Below are 24,398 nucleotides of genomic sequence, written 5' to 3' on the forward strand. Positions count from 1 at the left end.
CTCGCGTCGATTCGTGTAGTACTCTTTTCAAGTTGCTCCGGCTGGTTCGGAACAGCGTCTGGGCCTGTGGCGCAGCTGGTAGCGCACCTGCATGGCATGCAGGGGGTCAGGGGTTCGAGTCCCCTCAGGTCCACCGAAAAGCCCCCGGTTCTCCGGGGGCTTCTTCCGTTCGCGGAGCCGTCCTAGCGCGCGTCCTCACGACCGTCAACCCGGTTCAGCCCGCGCACGGTCCGTCGTATCGTCGACACATCTCGACGAAAGGATGCGATCATGTCGAACCCGATCATTCCCCCGATTCCGCCGATCCCCGACGACGAGGACCGCGAGGGAGCACCCACCCAGGAAGTCGACGGTGAGCGCATCCTCGACCCGGACGTGGACGACGCGCTCATCGACAGCGCCGAGGCCGACCGCGTCGCCGCCGGAGCCGACGACGACGCCGACGACACCGAGGTCTGACCCCGCGACCGCCTCCCTCCCGGGCGATCACTTACACCTGGGCCCGTAGACTTACATTCATGGCACCGGTGGCGGCGACGTGGTCCGGAAGGAGCTCATCGAGCGTCTTCCGAGGCGTGCTGTCGGGCGTGCTGCTCGTCGCTGCGATCATCGTCGGGCTCATCGGCATGCACACCCTGAATCTGCACGGAACCGCGGCGGCGGACGCCCCCGCAGCGGCGGCGATCTCGGGGGGCCACCCCGCGTCGATCTCGGGGGAACACCCCGCGTCGGTGCAACACGGCATCATGCAAGCACCCCCGGCCGGGAGCCCCACCGACACGACCCAGATGTCGTGCCCGGCGTGCGGAACCGACGATCACGTCAGCATGGCGATGATGTGCGTCCTCGGGCTCCTCCTCGCCCTCGTGCTCCTCCTCGTGCCGAGCCTGATCCGAGGCTGGCTCCAGCCACTCCTCCAGTCACGATTCCTTCCTTCCTTCCGCGCACAGGCCTTGCCCCGCGCTCCCTCTCTTCACGTTCTCTGCATCAGTCGCACCTGAGCAGTTGTCGAGCCCGCACTCCTCCGCCGGCTCCCGGCTTCTCACCTCGCGCGGCGCCGTCCGGCGCGCGCGCAACGACCATGCATATTGGAGATATCCCATGAAGATTCGTGCTGCGGCAACAGCCGCGCTCACCGTGTCCGCTGCCCTGCTTCTGTCCGGTTGCGGAACCGGCACCGACGACGTTTCCATGCCCGGCATGGATCACGGATCCGCGTCGCCCTCGACCGGCGTCAACGATGCCGACGTCATGTTCGCATCGATGATGGTCGTCCACCACGAGCAGGCGATCGAGATGAGCGACCTCGTGCTCGATGCGGAGGGCGTAGACCCCGCGGTGACCGACCTCGCCGTGCGAATCAAGGCCGCTCAGGGGCCGGAGATCGACCAACTCCAAGGGTGGTTGGGCGAGTGGGGTATCCGCTCGGACGATCGCGACATGAGCGGGATGGACCACGGGGACGGGATGATGAGCGAGGACGACCTCGCTCAGCTGCGCGCCGCCGACGGCCTCGAAGCATCCCGCCTCTTCCTCGAACAGATGATCGTGCACCATGAGGGCGCCGTCGAGATGGCGCAGGTGCAGGTCGAGGACGGAGACGACCCGGAGGCGATCGCACTCGCCGAGGCGATCATCGAGGCCCAGACCGACGAGATCCAGGAGATGAACGACCTCCTGGCCGCTCTCTGATCCCGCTCAGGGGCCGGTGTCGGCGTGCTCCGCTGACACCGGCCCCACCTCGTACGAAGGACTTCATCGTGAATCAGCCTCTCCGCACGACCACGCCTGTTCTCTCCGCCTCGCGCCGACGGAGATGGAAGCCATCCACGGCATTCGCCGCGCTGGCCGTCGCTGCGATCGCGCTTGCCGGATGCGCGGCTTCCCCTTCCCCCACCGATGTCGACTCAGCGGCGCAGGAGATACTCGCCGCGCACGGCCTCACCGGGCTCGAGGTCGGCGACGTCGTCGAGCGACTGGATGCGATGCCCGTCGCGGACCGGCCGGCCGATCTCCTTGCGTCCGTCGAACCGGACGCACTCGTCCTTCGCGATGCGAACGGCCGTGAAGGCCGACTGCCGTTGCCCCGCGACGCGGTGTATATCTCCGTCGCGCCGTTCCGTGATCAGACCCATGAGTGCCACTTCCACAGCCTCACGACGTGCATCGGCGAACTCTCCGACACCGAGGTGCGGATAACCTTGACCGCTGCTGACGGAACAGTGCTCGTCGACGAGACACGGCGCACTCAGGACAACGGCTTCACGGGTCTCTGGGTGCCTCGGGGCATCGAGGCGACGCTGAGCGTCGAGAGCGCGGGCTTCACCGGAGCGGTACCGATCTCCACCACGTCGCCGGATGACCCCACCTGCATCACCGACCTGCAGCTGCTCTGACCCGGAACGTCGCCGGCAGGGTCTTTAGGTCGCCAACAGCGGCGGCTGACGGGGGATGGAGATCGGCCGTGTCGCTCGATTCGAGTCGCCCAACCGTTCGACGTCCTCGAGCACCTCGAACACCGTCCCGTAGCGTGTCGCGAGCGGCAGATCGCGCAACCACGTGACCTCGACTTCGGTCTCGGCGAGTTCGTACACGCACGCCACCACGTGACGCGGATCGTTCGGCGAGTAGCGAAGGTCGTTGATCACCCACTCCGACGCCGTGATGCGGTTGAGCATGAAACGCGGATCCGGCAGTTCAGACATGTAGGCCCTCCAGGACTTCCTCTCTGAAGAGAGTGCGCCACGCTTGCGTGGCGCGGAAGCCCCTTGACACCACACGCCGAGGGTGCCGTCGGCCTACGACCCGGGCTCGGCAGACCCCGCCGAGGCGACCTGAGCCCGCCACCACGGCGTCTCGATGAAACCGCGCTTCATGAAGACCAGCTCCATCGCCGCGTTCCAGCCTCTGACGCCCTTGAGGTGCGCGATGGTCCCGGTGAGGAAGTCGTGCAGCGTCTCGGTGCTCGGCAGGATGATCTCGCAGTAGAGCGAGTTCTCCTCGAGCGCGGCCGCGAGGAATCGCACGGACACGTGCTGCGCCAGAGTCTGCGCCACGGAAGCGATCCGCGACGGCTCGACCCGCAGGATCAGCAGGGTCTCCGCGCTCATGCCCAACGCCGACGCCGGCACCATGGTCACCGTGGTCAGGCACCCGGCGTTGCGCATGCGCTCATAGCGACGGCGCACACTGCTCTCGTTCATGTCGAGCGTGTCGCCGATCGACTGGAACGACGCGCGTCCGTTGTGGCGAAGCTCCTCCACGATGGCACGATCGGCATCGTCGAAGTGCGTGGGATCACACGTGTTCGGCGCCGGCATGTACGACTGCGGGTCGCTCGCGGCTTCGGCATGGGCGTCGTAGAGCTGTCGCCCCCAGTCGAAGCTCACCTTGTAGGTGTGCACGACCAGGTCGCTGCGCCAGCGTTCGACTCCCGGAATGGCCTGCAGATCCGTGAGCACGTGTGCATAGGTCGCCGAGTCGCCGGGGATGACGACCTCCGCGAAGACGTCGAACTTTCCGGTGACCAGGGTCACGAACCGCACGTACGGCGAGCCGATCAGCGCCTGCGCGACGGTCAGCTGCGATCCGGGCGTGCAATTGATGCGCACGAAGAAGGTCTCGACGTGCCCTTCGCTGCCCAGCGTCGGCACGATGCCCACCCGGACCAGCCCTTCGGCGAGCAGTTGCTGTCCGCGACGGGTCACGGTGGAGACGGGGGCACCCGCGAACTCCGCGATCGACGTCCAACTCGCCCGGCCGTCCTGCTGCAGAGCGACGACGATCCGTCGATCGAGATCGCTCACTTCTCTCGTCAGGTGAACGCTGCTCATCGGGTCGGCGGGTACACCCGGTGCAGGAACGAGCGCACGGTCTTCGTCCACGCCTCTGCCTCCTCGATCTGCGGGGAGTGCCCCGATTTCTCGAACACCACCATCTCGGAGTCCGGGATGAGATCGGCGATCGTCTGGCTACACGATACTGGCGTGATCCAGTCCGTCCGCCCCACCGTGATGAGTGTCGGCACACCGATCTCCGGCAGCCGCGGCTTGATATCGTAGTTCGGGAGGTTCACCGAGAAGGCGTAGTTGTGCGCGCGATAGCGATACGGCGTAGCCCGCACTTTGCGTTCGGTGGCCTCCGGGTCGTAGACGAAGTCGTACAACGGGAGGATCTCGCGCCAGCAGTCCTTCAGGTCCTCGTCGTCGTACACCTGCCCGACGTCGATGCGGTCGAACTTCTCCATGTCGATCGTGACGCGGTCAGAGGCCAAGGCGTTCTCGCGCGCGAGGTGCGCGTTGGAGTTGTCGGGCGACGTGTCGCGCAGCACGATCGCGGCCACGCGCTCCGGATACCGCAGGGCGTATTCCATCGCCATGAACCCACCGTAGGAGCCACCCGCCATCACGATCTTCTCGGCACCGATCCACTCCCGCAGCCCGTCGATGTCCGCAGCCCACTGTTCATGGCTGTAGATCCCCTCGCCCTCGCTCACCCCGCTGCCGCGTGCATCGAACACCACGACGCGGTACTCGTCGGCGAGGCGGCCGAAGCTGGCGCGCGGTTCGGCGCGCGATCCGAGCCCCGGTGCGCCGTGATGGGTGATGATGACCGGCGCACCCTCTGGGCCGAGTACCTCGACGGCCAGGTGGTTTCCGTTGATCTCGACCCATTCGTGGTCACTGGTGGCTGCGGCGAACTCCGGGGACACCGGCGGGGTGGTCGTCATGGTTCTCTGTCTCTCTTTTCGAAATCCGGGCGTCAGAGCGCGATGGTGCAGTCGTCGAGGCTGCGGGGGAAGGAAGTCAACGGCTCGGCACCGGTGTCGGTCACGAGCATGCTGTCGCTGATGCGGTACCCGGCATGCCCCGGAACGTAGATGCCGGGCTCATTCGAGACGACCATGCCCGCTTCCAACAGCGTGGGATCGCCGTCCTCCAACCACGGAGCCTCGTGCATGCCGAGGCCGATTCCGTGTCCCTGGCGGTGGCGGATGAACTCGCCCAGACCCGCATCGCGGATCACGTCGAGGCACAGCCGGTTCGCCTCACTGCATTCGAGCCCGGCGCGGATGGTCTCGCGTCCACGCAACTGGGCCGCATGGATCGTGTCGTGATAGCGGCGTTGCTCCGCTGTGGGCTCGCCCAGCACGAAGGTGCGCTCGCCTTCGATGAAGCGACCACCGACTGCGCATCCCAGCGACAGCATGAAGGTGTCGCCGGCTTTGAGGCGGTTGACCGACGGAAGACCGTGGGGGAACGCGGAGTTCGCGCCCGAATAGACGAGCCCACCGGCGAGCAGCGAGGCCACCACCACGTTGTGATGCTCGGCGTACATGATGCCCGTGCCTGCCGCGGTGACGTGACGTTCGAGCTCAGCCTCGGTCGGCAGGTCTCCCCCGGCGCCGATGGCCTCCGTCACCAGCGCCACACCGGCGTCGAGCATCCGATCGGTGATGCGAGCGGCCTCGCGGTGCAGCACGACTTCTTCGGGGAACTTCACGAAGCGGGTGCGGGTGACCAGGTCCGACCCGACGAGGTCTGCACCGGGCATCGCTTCCCGTGCAGCCACGAGTCGTGAATACGGCATGGTGGAGGTGAATCCCACCATGCCCCGCGGTGTGACCGCACGGGCCAGCACCTCGAACGGTGCGACGACTCCGGGGAACTCGAAGAACGAGACCAGCTCCGCCCGGGAGGACTGGGACTGGGCGTACTCGCGCTCGAGCTCCGGCAGCAGCATGACGACCCTGCCCGTCGCTTCGAGCCAGACCGCCACGGGGCGCTCGGACGGGTGGTGGAAGAAGCCGGTGAGGTACGCGATGTCCTCCGGGCTGTCGGTGAGGAACGCGTCGAAGCCTTCCTCGGCCATGCGCTCGCGCACGCGTGTCTGCACACGGTCGAAGAACTCGGGTGCGAGTCGCTGGTCGAACTCGGTCATCACAGGCTCCTATCGGGCGAGGTGGCGCGGGTTGCGCGCGTCGTTGTAGGCGATCGAGAGCAGCGTGGCCGAGAGCACCAGGATCAGGATCGCGATCGAGGGGAAGAGCGTCAGCCACCAGGCGCTCACCATGGCACCGGCCTGCTGTGCTTCGTAGAGGATGCGCCCCCAGGACCAGGTGGTCGGATCCCCGAGGCCCAGGAAGGCGAGTCCCGCCGCCGAGAGCACCGCCCGCGACGCCGTCACGACCACCGAGACCACCACCACCGGTGTCACGGCGGGGAGGATGTGCTTCGTGATGATCCAGACCGGCGAGGTGGTCATCAGGCGCGAGGCATCGACGTAGGGCAGCCCGACGACGGTCAGCGCCTGTGAACGCACGAGTCGGGTCACTTCCGGCCACGAGAACGCCGCGACGACGAAGATGATCGTCGACGTGCTCGGCCCCACGAGCGCGGCGATGAGGATCATGAGCGGCAGCACGGGCAGCGAGAGCGTCATGTCGACGATCACGCTGATGACACTGTCGAGCTTGCGGAAGTAGGCGCCGAGCACCGCGATGATCGTGCCGAAGACGATGGCGATCAGTGAGGCGGCGACCGCGACGAGCACGCTCTGCTGCGTGCCCCAGATCACTTCGGAGAACACGTCGCGCCCGAGGGCGTCGGTGCCGAACCAATGGTCGCCGCTCGGCGGCCGCAGCACGTCGGGGCCGTAGCTGGCCGGATAGGGCGCGATCAGCGGAGCAGCGAGCGCGACGATGACGAGCAGGATCAGAAGGCCGAGCGAGATCATCCCGAGCGGGTCACGGCGGAACGCGCGCCAGGTGTGCGCGCTCGCCCGTTCGCTGCCCGTGGCGGTCGGTTCACTCGGTGCGAGGGTCTCGGAGGAGGGCATCGGAGCGGTCATGAGGTCTTCACTCTCGGGTCCAGGTAGCCGTAGATGATGTCGGTGATCGTGTTCGCGACCACGACGGTGATGGCGAGCATGAGGAAGGCCCCTTGCAGCACGGGGAAGTCGAGCTGGGTGACCGCCTCGTAGATGCCACGGCCGATACCGGGGTAGGCGAAGACGGTCTCGGTGAGCACCGCGCCCCCGACCAGGAATCCGAGCTGCAGGCCGATCAGCGTGGTCGTGGGAAGCAGCGCATTGCGCAGCGCGTGCTTCCAGAGAATGCGGCTGCCGCGGATGCCGTTCGCCTTGGCCAGGAGGATGTAGTCCTCCCCGAGGGTCTCGATGAGCGTCGACCGCATGGTGAGCACGTAGGAGCCGACTTGGATGAGCATGAGTGACACAGCGGGGAGGACGAGGTGCTGCGCGACGCTGAGGTACCAATCGAACCCGTAGGTGTTGTTGGTGTAGGCACCGCCGATCGGGAACCAGCCGAGGTTCAGCCCGAACACGAACAGCAGGAGGATCGCGACACTGGGGACGAACAGCGACTGTCCCGTGACCCCGACGACCTGCACGGCCCTGTCGATGAACCGTCCCTTGTGGGAGGCGGCGGCGACACCGAGCGGCACGCCGATGACGATGGTGAGCACCAAGGCTGTGACGGTCAGGAGCAGCGTCCACGGCAGCCGTTGCAGGAGCACGTCGGTCACCGGGATCGACTGCGTGAACGAGATTCCGAGGTTGCCCTGCAACAGCTGCCACATGTAGAGCCCGTACTGCACGATCAGGGGCTGGTCCAGCCCGTACTGCTCGAGGATGGTCGCCCGGATGTCGTCCGTCATGTTCGGGCTCGCCAGCGCCAGCGCCGGGTCGCCGGGGAGCAGACGCAGGAGCAGGAACGTCACGGTCACGGCGAACCAGATCGTGAGCAGACCTCGACCTGCGCGACGGAGAATGAACGATGCTCGGGACACCCGGGCGACCTTCCTCGAGAGTGCAGTGGTGGTTACTCGACCGGGTACGCGCTCGCGAGCGAGAGCGGGTTCACGATCGAGAGCAGTTCGCTCGGCTTCGAGATGAAGCCGGCCCATTCATCGCTGGCCGCGAAGAACAGATTCTGCGTGTACATGATGTTGTCGTAGACCTGCTCGTGCACGATCTTGTTCGCCTCGCGCATGATCGAGATCTTCTCGTCTTCATCGAAGGTGACCATGCCCTCCTCGATCAGCGCGTTGAGGTCGGGGTCGTCCACGTGGGTGTAGTTGATCGCTCCGCCGGGGAGATACGAGAGCGCGAAGTTCGTCACCGGGTCGTCCATGATGGCGAAGTTGCCCGCATAGATGTCGTAGTCCCCCTCATTGGTCATCGAGAGGTAGGTGTTGCGCTCCGTGCCCTGCAGCTCGATCGTGATGCCGGCTTCCGCCGCGCTGTCCTTCACCATCTGCGCCCACTGGCTGGTCACGCTGTCCTGCAGCGAGTAGATCAGCCGGAACGAGAGGGGGAACTTGCCGCTCGCGTCCGCCGTGTAGCCGGCCTTCTCCATGAGGGAGCGTGACTTCTCGGGATCGAACTCGTACTCCTTCACCGAGTCGTCGTAGTACTTCGCGAGCACCGGCATCAGCGCACTCGAACCCGTCGAGACGGCCTGCCCCTGGAGCACCACGGTGCGGATCGCGTCGTAGTCGACCGCGTGGGCGAGCGCCTGGCGCACCTCGGTCTTCGCGAGATCGGGCTTGTCCATGTTGTAGACCAGGTGGGCGTACCCGAGTCCCGGCGCCTCGATGACCTGCAGGCCGTCGGTGCTGCTGAGCTGTTCGACCTGCGCCGGCGGCAACGCGTTCGCGATCACGTCGATCTCGCCGCTCTGCAGCGCCAGGATCTCGGTGTTCACGTCGGGATACACGCGGTACACGACCTCTGCGGGTCCGGGCACTCCGCCCTCGACGAGCGGATAGTCCTCCACGCGCTCCAGGGTGTAGTGCTGGCCGACCTGGAAGTCGCTCATGATGAAGGGCCCCATGCCGACCCAGCCGCCGTCGCTGCCGTCGTTCGCGAACTCCGCGATCGACCCCTGCGGCTCGAACACGTGCTGCGGAACGACGACACCCCAGAACCCGATCTCCTCGATGATCGACGAGTCCGGCTGGGTGAGCGAGAGCTCGACCCTCGTGTCCGATACGGCGGTCGCGGTGTCGAGGTTGCCCAGCTGTCCGTAGAACGTGCCGGGTGCCTGGTCGCGCTTGACGGCGTTGAGCGTCCACGCGACATCCTCGGCGGTCAGGGGCTCGCCGTCGCTCCAGGTCAGGTCGTCGCGGATCTCGTAGAAGCCGGTGGTGTCATCCACGTAGCCCCAGTCGGTGGCGACATGCGCTTCCTTGGTGCCGTCGTCACTGATGCTCAGCAGATGCGGATACATCAGGTTCGTGATCCACGAGTCCGTGCGGCTGTTGCCGAGGACCGGATTGAAGTTCACGACGTCCGTCGTCGTGCCGATGCTGATCGTCTCCTCGCTGGGGCCGGAGGAGCCGGACGACTCCCCCGGTTCCGGCGCAGACGGGGCGCACGCGGCGAGACCGACGGCGAGAGCCGCGGCCGCACCGAGGGCGAGGAACTTGCTGTACTTCATCAGACCCAGACCTCCTCGAGTACGCGCAGGGTGTTCCCTCCGACGACGGCGCGAATCTCGTCGTCGGAGTAGTCGTGCTTCACGAGCCAGCCGATGATGTTGTAGAAGGCCTCGGCCGGGTTCTCGATGCCGTCGACGTACGGCTGCTTCTCGTAGTCGACGTTGGCGTGCGCCTGTCCGAGCGACAGGTTCGACGAGAACGCGTCGTGCAGGCCCACGTGATCGCCGAACAGCGTGTCGGGACCGAAGCTGACGTGCTCGAGGCCCACCAGGTCGACGCAGTACTGGAAGTGATCCATGACCGACTCCAGCGAGTGCCGCGGGTGCTGGGGCGAGATCGTCGTGTGCGGGGCCGCCTCGATACCGATCACGCCGCCGCGCTTCGCGCACTCGATGATCGTCTCATCGGTCTTCATGCGGTTCGTCGGCCACAGCCCGCGCGCACCGGCATGTGTGATGAACACCGGCTTGGTGGAGTGGGCGATCACGTCGAGGCACGTCTGGTCTCCGGAGTGGGAGATGTCGATCGCGATGCCGAGCTTGTTCATCCGCTCGACGGCGCGCTCGCCGAAGTACGTCAGACCGCCGTCGCCGCGCTCCTTGAGCCCACCGCCGAGCATGTTCGCCTCGGAATAGGCGATGCCCATCTGACGCACGCCGAAGCCGTAGAGGACGTCGAGGCGGTCGACCTCGTTCTCGATCATCGTCGAGGCCTCGAGAGCGAAGATGTGTGCGACACGGCCGGTCTCAGCGGCGTGGCGGATGTCCTTGATCGACTCGGCCTTGATCACGAAGTCCTGGTGCGCGAGGTCGGCCATGCGCACACCGAGGTCGAACAGCACGTCCTGGTACTTCCATCCGGCGTCACTGGAGATGCAGCAGGTGCCGTCCATGCCGTTGTCGAACACGGCCGTGAGACCCGAGCGGGCCAGGCCCTGGTAGGCGGTGGGTTCGCGGCCCTGGCGGATGTGGTCGCGCAGCTCGCCCATGTCCTCGGGGAACACCTGCACATGCTCGTGCAGGGAGATCACGGTCTCCTCGCGGAGCAGACGCTCGGTGCGTTCCTGCTGGGCGTCGCTCAGCCCGAGGTCATACGCCGGCACGCGGCCGATCTGCGGGGCGTAGCGGAACTCGCGGTAGTCCTTGCCGGCTTCGAGATAGTCGTACGCGGTGTAGCCGGTATACCGGCCAGCTTGTTCGAGCACGAATGCGCTCCTTCGGTTCGATGATGCGGGTGCCACTCCCGATCGACGAGCGGGAGATTCCTCGAATCTGGAGGAATTCGGCATAGAAGTCAACCCTGGTGATTATCTTCGGCTGAAATGTTTCCTGTTCGAAACATTTCAGAGCCAGGATGCTGGCATGATGGCATCCATGGAGAACACATCCGCCCCCCAGAACGCCGTGGTCCTGGACGTGAAGGGACTCACCGTCACCCTCACCGGCGAGGGACGCCGCCACCGCGTGGTCGACGACATCGATCTCGTCGTGCGACGCGGCGAGGTGTTCGCGCTGCTCGGCGAGTCGGGCTCGGGCAAGTCGATGACCGCACGCGCGATCATGGGACTCCTCGACGACGGAGACGTCGAGGCATCGACCATGTCGCTGAGCGGAACCGACCTCCTCTCCCTCTCCGCCGAGCAGCATCGACGCCTGCGTGGCGTGCGCGTCAGCCTGGTCATGCAGGATGCCCTTTCCGCTTTGAACCCGGTCCTCAGCATCGGCGACCAGATCATCGACCTCATCCGCGCTCATCGCAGCATCGGCCGCCGCGCTGCCGAAGCACGCGCGGTCGAGCTGCTGACCCTCGTCGGTATCCCCACCCCCGACAAGCGCGTGCACGACTATCCGCACCAGTTCTCCGGCGGTCAGCGCCAGCGCATCCTGATCGCCATGGCGATCGCACTGGATCCTGATCTCATCATCGCGGATGAACCGACGACCGCGCTCGATGTGACGGTGCAGGCGCAGATCCTCGACCTGCTGCTCTCCTTGCGCGAGCGGCTGGGGATGGGCATCCTGCTCATCACGCACGATCTCGGTGTGGTGATGGAGGTCGCCGATCAGGTCGCGGTCATGCGCACGGGACGCATCGTGGAGTCAGGGTCCGCCGATGAGGTGCTGACGAAACCTCAGCACCCGTACACGGCGCAGTTGCTGAACTCGATGCCGCGGGATGTGAGCGCCGCCGCAGATGACGACGGTGGCGCCCCCATCCTCGAAGGACGTGGCCTGGAGCGCACGTTCCGCTCGGGCAGTGGTCGCCGCGCGCATCGCGTCGCCGCGGTCGCCGGTGTCGATCTCGAGCTCCGACAGGGCGAGATCCTGGCGGTCGTCGGCGAATCAGGCAGTGGCAAGTCCACACTGGCGCGCATGCTCGTGGGGCTGGATTCCCCGGACGCGGGCACCCTGCGCTACCGCGATCAGGACGTGACCAAGGGACGACTGCGCGACCGGAAGATCCTGCGACGCGGAGTGCAGATGGTGTTCCAAGACCCGTACCTGTCGCTGAATCCGCGGATGACCGTGCAGCAGATCATCGCAGAACCACTCGCCGCCACTCATGCCGGAACACCGGCGACCCGACGTGCGCGAGTCGCAGAGCTGCTCGAACTCGTGGGCCTGACTCCGGAGATGGGCTCGCGATTCCCCCACCAGTTCTCGGGCGGTCAACGTCAGCGGATCGGTATCGCGAGGGCGCTCGCCCTCGACCCCGACGTCCTGGTGTGCGACGAACCGGTGTCTGCACTGGATGTCTCGATCCGCGCGCAGATCATCGACCTGCTGTGCGACCTGCGTGAACGGCTGGGCATGTCGATCGTCTTCATCGCACACGACCTCTCGCTCGTGCGTCACATCGCCGATCGCGTCGCGGTGATGTACCTGGGCAACCTGGTCGAGATCGGAGACACAGAAGAGGTCTACCGTCGTCCCGAGCACCCGTACACGCGGTCGCTCCTTTCGGCGATCCCCCCGCAGACGCGCGCCGATCGCGGCATGCTCGCCCGCCGCACACGACTGACGGCCTGACCCCGACCCAGCGCCGGGTCAGCGGCTCGGTCGCACCGTGAGGTCGGTGATCTCCGCGTCGCGCGGGAGGTCGAGTGCGGTCAGGATCGTCGTGGCGACGGACTCCGGCGTGATGAAACGCTCGGCATCGTAGTCCTGCCCCTCCTGCTGATGCACGCGCTCCTGCATCGGGGTGGCCGTGCGCCCCGGGTAGATCGACGTGACGCGAACGCCGTGCTGCGCCTCTTCGGCCCGCAGCGCATCAGCGAGAGCGCGGAGCCCATGCTTCGACGCCGCATAGGCGGACCAGCCGGCGTGGGCGCGGAGGCCCGCACCGGAGTTCACGAACACGATCTGCCCCTGCGACACACGGAGGACCGGAAGCAGGAGACGTGTGAGCTCGGCGGGCGCGACGAGGTTCACCGCGAGCTGCTGCTCCCAGAGCGCGGGCGGCAGGTCGGCCACCGCGCCGAGATCGACGACTCCGGCGACATGGATCAGTGAGTCGATGCGATCCGGGAGCTGCTGCTTCGAGAGCGCCCACGACAGACGGCCCGGTTGCGCGAGGTCGCCGACGAGCACACGAACACCCGGTAGCGCCTCCGCGACCTCCCGGGCACGCCCGGCGTCGCGCACGACGGCGACCACGTCATCCCCGCGATCTCGAAGACGACGGGCGAGGACCGCTCCGATGCCGGACCCTGCACCGGTGATGAGGTGCGTGGGCATGTCAGCTGGCGTCTGCGGCGGGCTCGACCACGTCGATCGGAACGACGGGGCAATCCTTCCAGAGACGCTCGAGGCCGTAATACACGCGCTCTTCCTGGTGGAAGACGTGCACGATCAGGTCTCCGAAGTCCAGCAGGACCCACCGGGCCTCCGCACGACCCTCGCGACGGACACGCTTGTGCCCCGACTCGATCAGTCGGTCTTCGATCTCATCGGCGATAGCGGCGACGTTCCGCTCACTGTTCCCGGTGACGAGAAGGAAGATGTCGACGAGCGGGAGGGGCTCGGAGACGTTGAGCGCGACGAGGTCCTCACCGCCCTTGTCGACGGCGGCTTGTGCGGCGAGGCGCAGCATCTCTTCGGCAGTTTCAGGTGATTGCATCAAATCAATTTCGTGGTGAAGGCGATGACGAGAACGACGCCGATCGCGAGGGCGAGGCCGCCGGCGATGATGGCGAGGGTCACCATCAGTCGGTTCCCCTTCTCGGGGGCAGGAGGTCGGATGACCTCACCCGCGGGCTTGATGGTGCTGATCGCCGAACTCGCGGCGATCGGTGTGGGCGAGGACGCCGGCGGGAGCTCCCCGTCGATGAGGACCGCGTCGATGTCCTTGCCATCGGTCGTTCCGAGTGCATGTCCTTGCGAGCCCATGCCCTGCGGGAGCTCATAAGACCCGGTGACCAGGATCTCGCCCGTGGACGCGACGGGCCCCGAGAGCGACCCCTCCCCCGGCGACGGGGTGAAGATCAGAGCGTTCGGAGCGGAGTGCTGCGAACCGGTGGAGTCGCCGACGGCGAGCAGTTCGTCGAACGACGGACGGAACGGCGCATGTGCATCGGAGGCATCCGCAAGGATTCCCTCGCCGAACGCGGAGTTGACCGTGGGACGCTCCTCGATGGGTTCGTCGTCAGCACCCACATCGGCCAAGACATCCTCATCGGCCGCCTGGTCGTCGCCGTCGGTCGTGAGACCGAGAACGGCTTCGACGTCGTCGGTCACGGGCTGTTCGGCCGGTTCTTCCGTGGCTTCGGCTTCGGTTTCGGCTTCGAGGGGGACCTCGCCCACGGCATCCGCCGCGACGGACGCACTGACCGGCGCCACGGCGACCTCGTCGTCCACATCATCGTCGTCGGCGTCGCCGGGCTCTTCGTTCACGGAGATGAAGGTCGGGATGCCCGAGACGATCTCCGCCGGCTCGTCCGCGCCGGCCGCCGTCTCAGACGGCTCTTCGACGTCGGCCTCTTCGGTGACCTCCGCCTCGACGACGGGTACCGACGCGGTCCGGACCTTCTCGAGCTCACGCGCTTGGCGCCGGGTCAGCGGGGCTTCACCGCGCTTCGGCTCGACGCTGCCGCCTTCGTCGGCGTCGGAGGCCGACCGCGGTGCCGCGTCCGGTTCCGCCGCGGCGGACTCTTCGACCTCTGCGGGTGCGACGACAGGCGGCAGCGGCGGCGCGGGCGGTGCCGCTTCGGCCGCCGCAGCGGCTTCCTCCGAGGAGATCACCGGGGTGGAACCCGTCAACCGGATCTCTCGCAACTGCTTGCGCGTCAGCGGACCCTGCCCCTGCTGATCCGATGTACTCATGCCTTGCTCCGATACAGATGATGCTTCGCGATGTACTGTACGACCCCATCAGGGACCAGATACCAGACCGGCTGATCGTCGCGAACGCGTTCACGGCAGTCCGTCGACGAGATCGACAGCGCCGGCACTTCCAGTTGGCTGACGTTGTCGCTCGGGAGGCCGTCTGTGCTCAGGACATGTCCTGGCCGAGAGACCGCGACGAAGTGGGCCAACTCCCACAACTCATCATGGTCCCTCCAACTGAGAATTTGCGCCACGGCATCCGCGCCGGTGATGAAGAAGAGCTCCGCATCCGGCCGATCCTTCTTCAGGTCACGCAGCGTGTCGATCGTGTAGGTCGGACCCTCGCGGTCGACATCGACCCTGCTCACGGTGAACTGCGGGTTCGAAGCGGTGGCGATCACGGTCATCAGGTAGCGGTGTTCGCTCGGCGAGACGCCCGACTTCTGCCACGGGTGCCCGGTGGGGACGAAGACGACCTCATCGAGGCCGAAGGAGTTCGCAACCTCGCTCGCTGCGACCAGGTGACCGTGATGGATGGGGTCGAACGTACCGCCCATCACGCCGATGCGCGGGGTGCGCGGGGTCGCAGCGTCGCTCATGGGGGCCTAGTGGCCGTGTCCCGCCTCGTGGCCGTCCTTGCCGTGCTTCGCCGCCCAGGCCTCCGCCTTCGCCGAGTGCCGGTTGGCGACGTTCTTGTAAGACAGGGTCACCAGCGCGAGGAAGGCGAACACGATCGCGGCGATGACTCCGAAGATCACCGTTTCGAGCGCGACGTTGCCGTGGTGCTCGGTTTCGGCAGCGGCCATCGCGATCTGTGCGACGAGGTTCATCCTGACTCCGTTTCGTGGCGTGCTGTTCGGGATCCTGTGAGGTACAGCGTCTCCCAGTCTAGCGCTCAGCCGCGGGTCTGCCCCGATCCACGCGCAAGCCATTTCGTGCTGGTCAGTTCGGCGAGGCCCATCGGTCCCCGCGCATGCAGCTTCTGGGTCGAGATGCCGACTTCCGCGCCGAAGCCGAACTCGCCGCCATCGGTGAAACGGGTGGAGGCATTCACCATCACGACAGCCGAGTCCACCTCCGCGAGGAAGCGCTCCGCGTTGCGTGAGTCCGTCGTGATGATGGACTCGGTGTGACCCGTGCTGTACCGACGGATGTGGTCGAGTGCCTCGTCGAGCGAGTCCACCACCTTCATCGCGATATCGAGGCTCAGGTACTCGGTGGCCCAGTCCTCCTCCGTGGCGGGGATCACGTTCGACATGAGACCCGCCACCACGTCGTCACCGTGGATCGCGACCCCCTCACTCTGCAGGGCGCTGGCCACCAGCGGCACGAGCCGCGGTGCCGCCTGTCGATGCACGAGCACCGTCTCCACCGCGTTGCACACGCTCGGCCGCTGCACCTTGGCGTTCACGACGATGTCGCGCGCCCACTCGTCGGGGGCGGTCTCGTCGAGCACGATGTGCACGTTCCCCGCTCCCGTCTCGATGACCGGCACGGTGGACTCCGTCACGACCGCCTCAATCAGGCCGGCGCTCCCCCGTGGGATCAGGACGTCGATGAACCCACGACCGTGCATGAGGGCCTTCGCTCCGTCGCGCCCGAAGTCGTCGACGGTCTGGATCGCCTCCGCCGTAAGTCCTCCCCGCTCGATCGCTCCGCGCATGACCTCGACGAGCACCGTGTTGGACTCGCGCGCGGCACTGCCACCTCGCAGCACCACGGCGTTTCCGGAGCGGAGTGCGAGCGCGGCGATGTCGACGGTCACGTTGGGACGCGCCTCGTAGATCGCGCCGACCACCCCGAACGGCACCCGCACCTGTTCGAGTGCCACCCCGTTGGGCATCCGGTGTCCGCCCACCACACGGCCGACCGGGTCGGGCAGCGCGGCGACCTCGCGCACGGCCGCGGCCAGCGCGGCGACGCGCTTCTCGTCGAGGCGCAGACGATCGATCAACGACTCCCCGATACCGTCCGCACGGCCACGTTCGATATCGCGACCGTTCGCTTCGATGATGCGCGGCGCAGCTTCCTGGAGCGCGACGGCGATCGCTTCGAGCACCCGGGCCTTGTCGTCGCTCGTGAGGGCTGCGGTGGCTCGGGAGGCCTCTTTGGCGCGCTCGAGGCGCACCTGCGGGGTCTGGTCGGTCATCCGCCCAGTTTAGGAGGTGGCGGGTTCGAACCAGGTTCCTATTTCCGCACCGGAGAGTGCCTGATCCACCAGGTCGGCGCTGGTGACGAGGACGCCGATACCCGAGGCCGCGGCGAGGCGCGCTGCCGAGACCTTGGTGGCCGCGCCGCCGGTGCCGACGCTGTTGACCACGGTCGATCCGAACTCCAGTCCAGTGAGGTCGGCGTCAGGCGCGACGATGTCGATCGGCTCGGCGTCGGGGTCCGTCGGAGGCTTCGTGTACAGCGACTCGATGTCGCTGAGCAGGATGAGCGCGTCCGCCTCGATCAACTGGGCGACCAGGGCGCCGAGGCGGTCGTTGTCTCCGAACCGGATCTCCTGCGTGGCGACCGTGTCGTTCTCGTTCACGATCGGGAGGGTGCGCAGTCCGAGCAGGCGCTCCATCGCACGTCGCGCATTGGAGCGCGAGGTGGGGTTCTCGAGGTCACCGGTCGTCAGGAGCACTTGTCCCGCGATGATGTCGAACGGGCGCAGCGATTCCTGATACCGATACAGGAGGATGTTCTGCCCCACGGCCGCCGCAGCCTGCTGCGTCGCAAGGTCGGTCGGACGCGCATCCAGCCGGAGGAACGGGATCCCGGACGCGATCGCCCCGGACGACACCAGCACGACCTCAGCACCGCGCGCATGGGCAGCGGCCAAGGCCTCGACGATGACGGGGATCCGCCACGACGAGTCACCGCTGATCGACGATGAGCCGACTTTGACGACGATGCGGGACGCGGTCGCGAGATCCGCGCGGGTTCGTGCGGTCACTCGCCGTCCTCGCGGTATGCGGCGAGACGCTGCGCTTCCACCTCGGCACGCGCTTCCGCCTTGGCGTCCATGCGCTCGTAGTACTGCTCGCGGCGCTCCGACGTCGTGCGACGAGCGTTGGGGGCGAGGCGAGGGTCTGTTCCACGGGGAGCACTCATCAGTTCCGCGGCAGAGGACATGGTGGGCTCCCAGTCGAAGACGATGCTGTCGCCCTCGCCGATCACCACGGTCGAGCCCTGGACCGCGCCGAGGCGGAAGAGCTCATCCTCGACACCGAGCTTCTCCAGACGGTCGGCGAGGTATCCCACGGCCTCCTCGTTCTGGAAGTCGGTCTGCTGCACCCACCGCACCGGCTTCTCCCCCAGGATGCGGTACACGTTGCCGTACGTGCCGCCCTCGACACGGATGGAGAAGTCCTTCTTGGAGCCGCGCGGGCGGATGACCACGCGCTCCGGCGGCGTCTCGATCGCCGCTTCCGCGCGGTGCTTCTCGACGAGCTCACCCAGTGCGAAGGTGAGCGGGCGCAGTCCCTCGTGCGAGACCGTGGAGATCTCGAACACCCGGAACCCGCGGGCCTCGAGGTCGGGACGCACCAGCTCAGCGAGATCGCGGGCTTCGGGGACGTCGACCTTGTTCAGCGCGACGAACTGCGGCCGCTCGAGCAGAGGGGTCTGCCCTTCGGGAACCTCGTAGGCGCCGAGCTCGGCGAGGATGACGTCGAGATCCGAGATCGGGTCGCGTCCAGGCTCCAGCGTGGCGCAGTCGAGCACGTGCAGCAGTGCGGAGCACCGCTCGACGTGACGGAGGAACTCGAGACCGAGTCCGCGCCCCTCGCTCGCGCCCTCGATGAGACCGGGCACGTCGGCGACCGTGTAGCGGAAGTCGCCGACCTGGACGACTCCGAGGTTCGGGTGGAGCGTCGTAAACGGGTATTCGGCGATCTTCGGGCGGGCCGCGGAGATGGCACCGATCAGGCTCGACTTGCCCGCGGACGGGTACCCGACGAGAGCGATGTCGGCGACCGTCTTCAGCTCGAGGACGACGTCGCCCTCATAGCCGGGAGTGCCGAGCAGGGCGAAACCGGGAGCCTTGCGCTTCGGGGTGGCCAGCGCAGCGTTGCCGAGTCCGCCCATTCCCCCCTTGGCGACCACGAAACGCTCGCCGGGGATGATCATGTCGATCAGGACGTCACCCGCGGTGTTCTTCACCACGGTGCCGACCGGGACGGGGAGCTCGAGCGTCTCGCCCAGGAATCCGGATCGGTGATCGCCCATACCGGGGCCGCCGTTGCCGGAGGAGCGGTGCGGCGAGTGGTGGTAGGAGAGCAGCGTGCCGGTCTGCGGGTCGGCCACGAGGACGACGTCGCCGCCGTCACCGCCGTTGCCGCCATCCGGGCCGCCCAGCGGCTTGAACTTCTCGCGGTGCACGGAGACGCAGCCGTTGCCGCCCTTACCCGCACGAAGGTGCAGTGTGACGGTATCGACGAACGTGACCATGTCCTGGTTCCCCTGAGTTCCTGTGTTGTTTCGGTGTGCAGATACACGGACGGGGCGAGCCGAAGCCCGCCCCGAACCGGATGACTAGTGTCGCGCTGAGATCACTCAGCTGCAGCGACGATGTTGACGACCTTGCGGCCGCCCTTCGCGCCGAACTCGACCGCGCCTGCGGCCAGAGCGAACAGCGTGTCGTCGCCACCACGGCCGACGTTGACGCCGGGGTGGAAGTGCGTGCCGCGCTGACGGACGATGATCTCGCCGGCGAGAACCTGCTGACCGCCGAAGCGCTTCACGCCGAGGCGCTGAGCGTTGGAGTCACGACCGTTACGGGTTGAGCTTGCGCCCTTTTTATGTGCCATGTCCTAGTCCCCTCGGGCTTACTTGATGCCGGTGATCTTGACGCGCGTGAGCTCCTGGCGGTGGCCCTGACGCTTCTTGTAGCCGGTCTTGTTCTTGTACTTCTGGATGATGATCTTCGGGCCGCGGAGGTTGCCGATGACCTCAGCCGTGACCTTGACCTTCGCCAGCGAGTCAGCGTCGGTGGTCACCGTGGCGCCGTCGACGAGCAGCACAGCGGCCAGCTCGATCTTCTCGCCCTGGGCAGCCTTGACACGGTCGAGCTGAACGATCGTGCCGACCTCGACCTTCTCCTGCCGCCCACCGGCGCGCACTACTGCGTAAACCACTTCATACCTTGTTTCGTTGGGGAGCACGTCGGCTCCGAGAATGTCACGGGAAGACTGTTGCTTGCATGCGTCGCAGGACGACGGGCGCGAACGCAAGGCTCTCCGCCTCAACCGACGAGGAAGACGCGGCATACGCACCAAGGGACTACTTTACCGGATGCGGGTCGGTGTCGCAAAGCCACGCCGACTCCGGCGGTTCTCGCTCGCGTTCAGCGTCCCGACCCGACGGCACGGTCGTAGGCTGACCAGGTGACCGTGCTCGTCGACGCCCCCCTCTGGCCCGCTCACGGACGCCTGTGGGCGCATCTGGTGAGCGATGAGAGCCTCGATGAGCTGCACGACTTCGCGAGGGCGCACGACGTCCCCGCGCGCGCCTTCGACCTCGATCACTACGACGTGCCGCAGGAGATGATCCCCCGACTCGTCGCCGCCGGCGCCCAGCAGGTGCAGGGCAAGGAGCTGGTGCGCCGGCTGATCGCGTCAGGACTCCGAGTCCGCGCCCGCGACCGGCGCTGACGGCTCGGAGTTCACCGACACCGGGGTGCCGGTCAGCGCCGCCGTGCTCACCCGACGGCGTCCTCGACCCTGCCCCGGAGCCTTCGGCTCGGGAAGCGCGTCGAGCACCGAATCGAGAAGCTCTTCCGCAGGGCTCTTGGGCCCCTTGCGATCCCCGCCGCGCTTCTTGCGTGCCTTCTTGGGGCGCTCCGCCGCCACGGGTGCCTCGTCCGCTGCGACCGGCGCCGGCGTCTCCGCCGTCCCATCCGCGGCGGGAGCGATGGTCGACGCCGCGATCTGAGCCAGCGCGGACTTCGCGCCCTCGGTGATGCTGTGGGTGACGTGCGGGGCCGCGGGAGCACTCTGGCTCTGACCGTTCCCGCCGTTGCCGCCGCGCTGGCGACGACCGCCCTGACCGTTTCCGTTGCTGCCGCCGTTGCTGTTGCCCGAGCGGTGCTTCACGACCGGATCATGATGCACGATGACGCCGCGGCCGGCGCAGACCTCGCACGCCTCGCTGAAGGTCTCGAGCAGGCCCAGACCGAGCTTCTTGCGGGTCATCTGCACCAGACCGAGCGAGGTCACCTCGGCGACCTGGTGCTTCGTCCGGTCACGGCTCAGGCACTCGATCAGACGACGGAGCACGAGGTCACGGTTGGATTCCAGCACCATGTCGATGAAGTCGACCACGATGATGCCGCCGATGTCGCGCAGCCGCAGCTGGCGGACGATCTCCTCGGCCGCCTCGAGGTTGTTCTTGGTGACCGTCTCCTCGAGGTTTCCCCCCGAGCCGACGAACTTGCCGGTGTTGACGTCGACGACCGTCATGGCCTCTGTCCGGTCGATCACGAGCGACCCACCCGAGGGCAGCCAGACCTTGCGGTCGAGCGCCTTCTCGATCTGCTCCGTGATGCGGAAGGCATCGAACGGGTCCGTCTCGTCTTCGTACGCCTCGACCCGCTCGAGCAGGTCGGGAGCGACGCTCTCCAGGTAGGCGCGGATCGTCTGCTGCGCGTCCTCCCCCTGGATCAGCATCTTCGTGAAGTCCTCGTTGAAGACGTCACGCACGATTTTGACGAGCAGGTCCGGCTCGGCGTGCAGGAGCGCAGGCGCCTGCTGGCTCTCGACCTGCTTCTGGATGTGCTCCCACTGCGAGGTGAGACGCTGCACGTCGCGCGTGAGCTGGTCTTCGGTCGCTCCCTCGGCCGCGGTGCGGACGATCACGCCGGAGGACTCGGGGAGGACCTCCTTGAGGATGCGCTTGAGGCGCGCCCTCTCGTTGTCGGGGAGCTTCCGGCTGATGCCGTTCATCGACCCGCCGGGGACGTACACGAGGTAGCGGCCGGGGAGGGAGATCTGGCTCGTCAGGCGCGCGCCCTTGTGCCCGACCGGATCCTTCGTGACCTGCACGAGCACACGGTCGCCCGGCTTCAGTGCGAGCTCGATGCGCCGCGGCTGATTGCCCGTCTCGACGCCGTCCCAGTCGACCTCACCCGAGTAGAGCACGGCGTTGCGACCACGACCGATGTCGACGAATGCGGCCTCCATGCTCGGGAGCACGTTCTGGACACGACCCAGGTACACATTGCCGATCAGCGACGCATCCTGGTTGCGGGCGACGTAGTGCTCGACGAGGACGCCGTCTTCCAGCACACCGATCTGCGTGCGACCGTTCTTGGAGCGCACGACCATCTTGCGGTCGACGGACTCGCGGCGCGCGAGGAATTCGGCCTCGGTCACGACCGGACGACGACGGCCGGCGTCGCGCCCATCGCGGCGGCGCTGCTTCTTCGCCTCGAGACGGGTCGAACCCTTGATGGCCTTCGGCTCCGTGATGTACTCGACGACACGCTGACGCTGGCGTGGCTCGTCGCGCTGGTCATCCCCGTCCGAGCCGCCACGACGGCGACGTCCGCGACCGCGCGGCGCGGACTCGTCTTGCGGCTGATCGCGGTCAGCGATGCGGTCGAAGACGCGCTCGCGACCGGGACGCGCCGGCAGCGGCACGATCTCGGGAGCGTAGAAATGCAGCTGGGTGGAGACCTGCGAGACGAAGACCTCGGGAAGCAGGCCCAGCGACACAGCGGTCACCGGCGCCGGTGCCTCGGGAGCAGCAGCCTCGGCAGCAGCAGTCTCGGCAGCAGCAGTCTCGGTGGCAGCAGCGGGCGCTTCCTCGACAGAGGGCTCGTCCGTCGAGGGCTTCTCCTCCGCCGGCTCCGTCTTCGCAACCTGCTCGTCCGCAGCGGCCTCGGCCACGGCACTCTCACCAGCGTCGGAGGAGCTCTCGGAGTCGGTGCTCTCGGGGTCAGCGCTGTCACGTGCCTCGTCGTGATCGGCGGCGTCGCGTGCGACCGCGTCCGCCGCGTCATCGGCGGCGGCTGCGGCGTCCTCGGCGGCGGCGTACCCTGCGGCGACATCGTCCGCAGCAGCGTCCGCGGCGGCATCGGCGGCGTCTGCGGCGGCCTCCGTTGCCGCGGCGTCGTCGCTCGAAGACCCGGTGAGCTCGTCGGCCTCCGGAGCAGCGGGCTCCGTCAGCGCATCCGCGGCGTCAGCCGGGAGATCGAGGGCAGGTACGTTGTTGTCATTGTTCTCATCGGCCATCTCTGGCTTACTCCCTGCACGGAGCACTCGGTGCTCCATGAAATCTCATGCGGTACCCGCGGGTTCCGCGAACTCACTCGGTGTGCGACCGGCTCATGGCTCTGATCGCGTGGGGCATAGGACCCCGAAGTCTGCGTCGACGCGTGTCGCGGCGGGGCCGTTCATCGCGTCACAGGCCATTATCGCACCAAGTGGCCCCGTTCATGGCATCAGGTCGTGACCAGCGCGTTTTCTCCGGCCTGTTGTCGTCCTATCCATAGCCGCCGCTGAGATAATCGCCCGTATGAGCGAGCAGCGCACCCGCCCCGTCTTCTATGCCGTGTGGTTGATCATCGCGAGCGTCATCGGGTGGTTCGCCGCTTTCGAGCTGACCGTCGAGAAGTTCGCACTTCTGGAGAACCCGAAGGAAGCCCTCGCCTGCGACCTGAGCCCCTTCATCCAGTGCAGCACGAACCTGGAGTCGTGGCAGGGATCGGTCTTCGGCTTCCCCAACCCGATCATGGGCCTCACCGGATGGATGGCGCCCCTGGTGGTGGGCGTCGCGATCCTCGCCGGCGCACGGTTCCCCCGCTGGTTCTGGGCGGCGTTCGGACTCGGCATCACGTTCGCCTTCGGCCTCGTGTGCTGGCTCATCGGCCAGAGCCTCTACGACCTTTTCGTCCTCTGCCCTTGGTGCATGGTCACGTGGGCGGTCACGATCCCCACCTTCTTCGCGACGATGGTCCATCTGACCCGCAACGGCACGTTCACCCGGAACGAGAAGGTCATGGCCCGCGCCGACACGCTCATGCCGTGGGTGCCGCTCGCCACGATCGTCGCCTATGCGCTGATCATCCTCCTCGCACAGCTCCAGGGGCTCGACTTCCTGGGCGAGATGAGCAGGATCCTCTTCTGATCCGCGGTCTCCGCAGACGAGAAGCCCGCCCGCCGAGATTCGGCGGGCGGGCTTTTCGTCGGCGTGCGGGCGGACGGACTCAGTCGAACCAGATGCCGAGCTCGCGTGCAGCCGACTCGGGGCTGTCCGAACCGTGCACGAGGTTCTGCTGCACGGGGAGTCCCCAGTCGCGGCCGAAGTCTCCGCGGATCGTGCCGGGCGCGGCGGTCGTCGGGTCGGTGGTTCCCGCGAGCGAGCGGAATCCTTCGATCACCCGGTTGCCCGCGAGGCGGATCGCGACGGACGGGCCGGAGAGCATGAACTCGAGCAGCGGCTCGTAGAACGGCTTGCCCTCGTGCTCGGCGTAGTGCTCGGCGAGAAGGTCGCGGTCGGGCTCCACCAGGCGGATGTCGACGAGGGCGTACCCCTTCGCCTCGATGCGGGCGAGGATCGCGCCGGTGAGGCCGCGGGCGACGCCATCGGGCTTGACGAGGACGAGGGTTTCTTCGGTGGCCAT

27 protein-coding genes and 1 tRNA gene are annotated in these 24,398 nt (G+C 67.1%); 8 read left to right on the forward strand and 20 right to left on the reverse strand.

Features of this window, described 5'->3' with window-relative positions; translation table 11 throughout:
- Positions 1-60 precede the first annotated feature (60 nt).
- From FGL91_RS15965 to FGL91_RS15985, 5 genes are all read left to right on the forward strand, one after another.
- Positions 61-133, forward strand: a tRNA-Ala gene (locus FGL91_RS15965).
- A 137-nt stretch (positions 134-270) separates the two neighbouring features.
- Positions 271-459, forward strand: coding sequence for a hypothetical protein (locus tag FGL91_RS15970; RefSeq protein ID WP_131491214.1), 189 nt, complete (start codon positions 271-273; stop codon positions 457-459).
- Positions 460-518: 59 nt separating this feature from the next.
- Positions 519-1,001, forward strand: coding sequence for a DUF6153 family protein (locus FGL91_RS15975; RefSeq protein ID WP_153244329.1), 483 nt, complete (start codon positions 519-521; stop codon positions 999-1,001).
- Positions 1,002-1,101: 100 nt separating this feature from the next.
- Positions 1,102-1,692, forward strand: coding sequence for a DUF305 domain-containing protein (locus FGL91_RS15980; protein WP_131491216.1), 591 nt, complete (start codon positions 1,102-1,104; stop codon positions 1,690-1,692).
- A gap of 68 nt (positions 1,693-1,760) precedes the next feature.
- Positions 1,761-2,396, forward strand: coding sequence for a CueP family metal-binding protein (locus FGL91_RS15985; protein WP_194239254.1), 636 nt, complete (start codon positions 1,761-1,763; stop codon positions 2,394-2,396).
- A 24-nt stretch (positions 2,397-2,420) separates the two neighbouring features.
- On the opposite strand, the gene FGL91_RS15990 is transcribed toward FGL91_RS15985, so the two are convergent.
- From FGL91_RS15990 to FGL91_RS16025, 8 genes are all read right to left on the reverse strand, one after another.
- Positions 2,421-2,705 (reverse strand): hypothetical protein, encoded by a 285-nt coding sequence (locus FGL91_RS15990; RefSeq protein WP_131491217.1) that lies wholly within the window; start codon positions 2,703-2,705, stop codon positions 2,421-2,423.
- 93 nt (positions 2,706-2,798) lie between these two features.
- Positions 2,799-3,806, reverse strand: coding sequence for an Lrp/AsnC family transcriptional regulator (locus tag FGL91_RS15995; protein ID WP_227991675.1), 1,008 nt, complete (start codon positions 3,804-3,806; stop codon positions 2,799-2,801).
- Positions 3,807-3,829: 23 nt separating this feature from the next.
- Positions 3,830-4,729, reverse strand: a complete 900-nt coding sequence (locus tag FGL91_RS16000; RefSeq protein ID WP_131491219.1) for an alpha/beta fold hydrolase — start codon at positions 4,727-4,729, stop codon at positions 3,830-3,832.
- Positions 4,730-4,761: 32 nt separating this feature from the next.
- Entirely contained in the window at positions 4,762-5,940 is a 1,179-nt protein-coding gene (locus FGL91_RS16005) for a M24 family metallopeptidase (RefSeq protein WP_131491220.1), read from the reverse strand.
- Between the two features lie 9 nt (positions 5,941-5,949).
- On the reverse strand, positions 5,950-6,849 hold the full coding sequence (locus tag FGL91_RS16010; protein WP_194239255.1) for an ABC transporter permease: 900 nt from the start codon (positions 6,847-6,849) through the stop codon (positions 5,950-5,952).
- Positions 6,846-7,808 (reverse strand): ABC transporter permease, encoded by a 963-nt coding sequence (locus tag FGL91_RS16015; protein ID WP_131491221.1) that lies wholly within the window; start codon positions 7,806-7,808, stop codon positions 6,846-6,848. Before FGL91_RS16015 ends, FGL91_RS16010 begins: the two co-directional genes overlap by 4 nt.
- A gap of 32 nt (positions 7,809-7,840) precedes the next feature.
- The gene (locus tag FGL91_RS16020; RefSeq protein ID WP_047519886.1) at positions 7,841-9,460 is read right to left on the reverse strand and encodes an ABC transporter substrate-binding protein; all 1,620 of its coding nucleotides are present in this window, start codon (positions 9,458-9,460) and stop codon (positions 7,841-7,843) included.
- On the reverse strand, positions 9,460-10,665 hold the full coding sequence (locus tag FGL91_RS16025; protein ID WP_131491222.1) for a dipeptidase: 1,206 nt from the start codon (positions 10,663-10,665) through the stop codon (positions 9,460-9,462). The genes FGL91_RS16020 and FGL91_RS16025 overlap by 1 nt, the downstream gene beginning before the upstream one ends.
- A 169-nt stretch (positions 10,666-10,834) precedes the next feature.
- On the opposite strand from FGL91_RS16025, the gene FGL91_RS16030 reads away from it, so the two are divergent.
- A complete protein-coding gene (locus tag FGL91_RS16030; RefSeq protein WP_194239256.1) occupies positions 10,835-12,490 on the forward strand; it encodes a dipeptide ABC transporter ATP-binding protein in 1,656 nt (551 codons plus the stop codon).
- 18 nt (positions 12,491-12,508) lie between these two features.
- Here the strand turns inward: FGL91_RS16030 and FGL91_RS16035 are convergent, their stop codons facing one another.
- The 10 genes from FGL91_RS16035 to rplU form a co-directional block, all read right to left on the reverse strand.
- Positions 12,509-13,198 carry an SDR family oxidoreductase gene (locus FGL91_RS16035; RefSeq protein ID WP_131491224.1) on the reverse strand — a complete coding sequence of 230 codons (690 nt, stop codon included), beginning with the start codon at positions 13,196-13,198 and terminating at the stop codon, positions 12,509-12,511.
- A 1-nt stretch (position 13,199) separates the two neighbouring features.
- The gene (gene rsfS / locus FGL91_RS16040) at positions 13,200-13,580 is read right to left on the reverse strand and encodes a ribosome silencing factor (protein ID WP_047519881.1); all 381 of its coding nucleotides are present in this window, start codon (positions 13,578-13,580) and stop codon (positions 13,200-13,202) included.
- Positions 13,580-14,782 (reverse strand): hypothetical protein, encoded by a 1,203-nt coding sequence (locus FGL91_RS16045; RefSeq protein ID WP_153244331.1) that lies wholly within the window; start codon positions 14,780-14,782, stop codon positions 13,580-13,582. Before FGL91_RS16045 ends, rsfS begins: the two co-directional genes overlap by 1 nt.
- Entirely contained in the window at positions 14,779-15,384 is a 606-nt protein-coding gene (gene nadD, locus FGL91_RS16050) for a nicotinate-nucleotide adenylyltransferase (RefSeq protein ID WP_047519877.1), read from the reverse strand. The genes FGL91_RS16045 and nadD overlap by 4 nt, the downstream gene beginning before the upstream one ends.
- Before the next feature lie 6 nt (positions 15,385-15,390).
- Positions 15,391-15,615 carry a hypothetical protein gene (locus tag FGL91_RS16055; RefSeq protein ID WP_047519875.1) on the reverse strand — a complete coding sequence of 75 codons (225 nt, stop codon included), beginning with the start codon at positions 15,613-15,615 and terminating at the stop codon, positions 15,391-15,393.
- A 65-nt stretch (positions 15,616-15,680) separates the two neighbouring features.
- On the reverse strand, positions 15,681-16,934 hold the full coding sequence (locus tag FGL91_RS16060; protein ID WP_153244332.1) for a glutamate-5-semialdehyde dehydrogenase: 1,254 nt from the start codon (positions 16,932-16,934) through the stop codon (positions 15,681-15,683).
- A 9-nt stretch (positions 16,935-16,943) separates the two neighbouring features.
- Complete coding sequence (gene proB, locus FGL91_RS16065; RefSeq protein WP_153244333.1) at positions 16,944-17,729, reverse strand: glutamate 5-kinase; 786 nt, start codon at positions 17,727-17,729, stop codon at positions 16,944-16,946.
- On the reverse strand, positions 17,726-19,225 hold the full coding sequence (obgE, locus tag FGL91_RS16070; RefSeq protein ID WP_153244334.1) for a GTPase ObgE: 1,500 nt from the start codon (positions 19,223-19,225) through the stop codon (positions 17,726-17,728). The genes proB and obgE overlap by 4 nt, the downstream gene beginning before the upstream one ends.
- Positions 19,226-19,326: 101 nt before the next feature.
- On the reverse strand, positions 19,327-19,584 hold the full coding sequence (rpmA, locus tag FGL91_RS16075) for a 50S ribosomal protein L27 (RefSeq protein ID WP_017202370.1): 258 nt from the start codon (positions 19,582-19,584) through the stop codon (positions 19,327-19,329).
- Between the two features lie 18 nt (positions 19,585-19,602).
- The gene (gene rplU / locus FGL91_RS16080) at positions 19,603-19,911 is read right to left on the reverse strand and encodes a 50S ribosomal protein L21 (protein WP_028501602.1); all 309 of its coding nucleotides are present in this window, start codon (positions 19,909-19,911) and stop codon (positions 19,603-19,605) included.
- 249 nt (positions 19,912-20,160) lie between these two features.
- On the opposite strand from rplU, the gene FGL91_RS16085 reads away from it, so the two are divergent.
- A complete protein-coding gene (locus tag FGL91_RS16085) occupies positions 20,161-20,427 on the forward strand; it encodes a DUF4031 domain-containing protein (RefSeq protein ID WP_047519866.1) in 267 nt (88 codons plus the stop codon).
- On the opposite strand, the gene FGL91_RS16090 is transcribed toward FGL91_RS16085, so the two are convergent.
- Positions 20,392-23,007, reverse strand: a complete 2,616-nt coding sequence (locus tag FGL91_RS16090; RefSeq protein ID WP_194239257.1) for an Rne/Rng family ribonuclease — start codon at positions 23,005-23,007, stop codon at positions 20,392-20,394. The genes FGL91_RS16085 and FGL91_RS16090 overlap by 36 nt on opposite strands.
- A 283-nt stretch (positions 23,008-23,290) precedes the next feature.
- Between FGL91_RS16090 and FGL91_RS16095 the strand changes: the two genes are divergently transcribed.
- A complete protein-coding gene (locus FGL91_RS16095; RefSeq protein ID WP_131491229.1) occupies positions 23,291-23,902 on the forward strand; it encodes a vitamin K epoxide reductase family protein in 612 nt (203 codons plus the stop codon).
- A gap of 79 nt (positions 23,903-23,981) precedes the next feature.
- Here the strand turns inward: FGL91_RS16095 and ndk are convergent, their stop codons facing one another.
- Positions 23,982-24,398, reverse strand: a complete 417-nt coding sequence (gene ndk, locus FGL91_RS16100) for a nucleoside-diphosphate kinase (RefSeq protein ID WP_047524000.1) — start codon at positions 24,396-24,398, stop codon at positions 23,982-23,984.

The organism is Microbacterium sp. CBA3102, assembly GCF_007954505.1.
Classification (GTDB): Bacteria; Actinomycetota; Actinomycetes; order Actinomycetales; family Microbacteriaceae; genus Microbacterium; species Microbacterium aurugineum.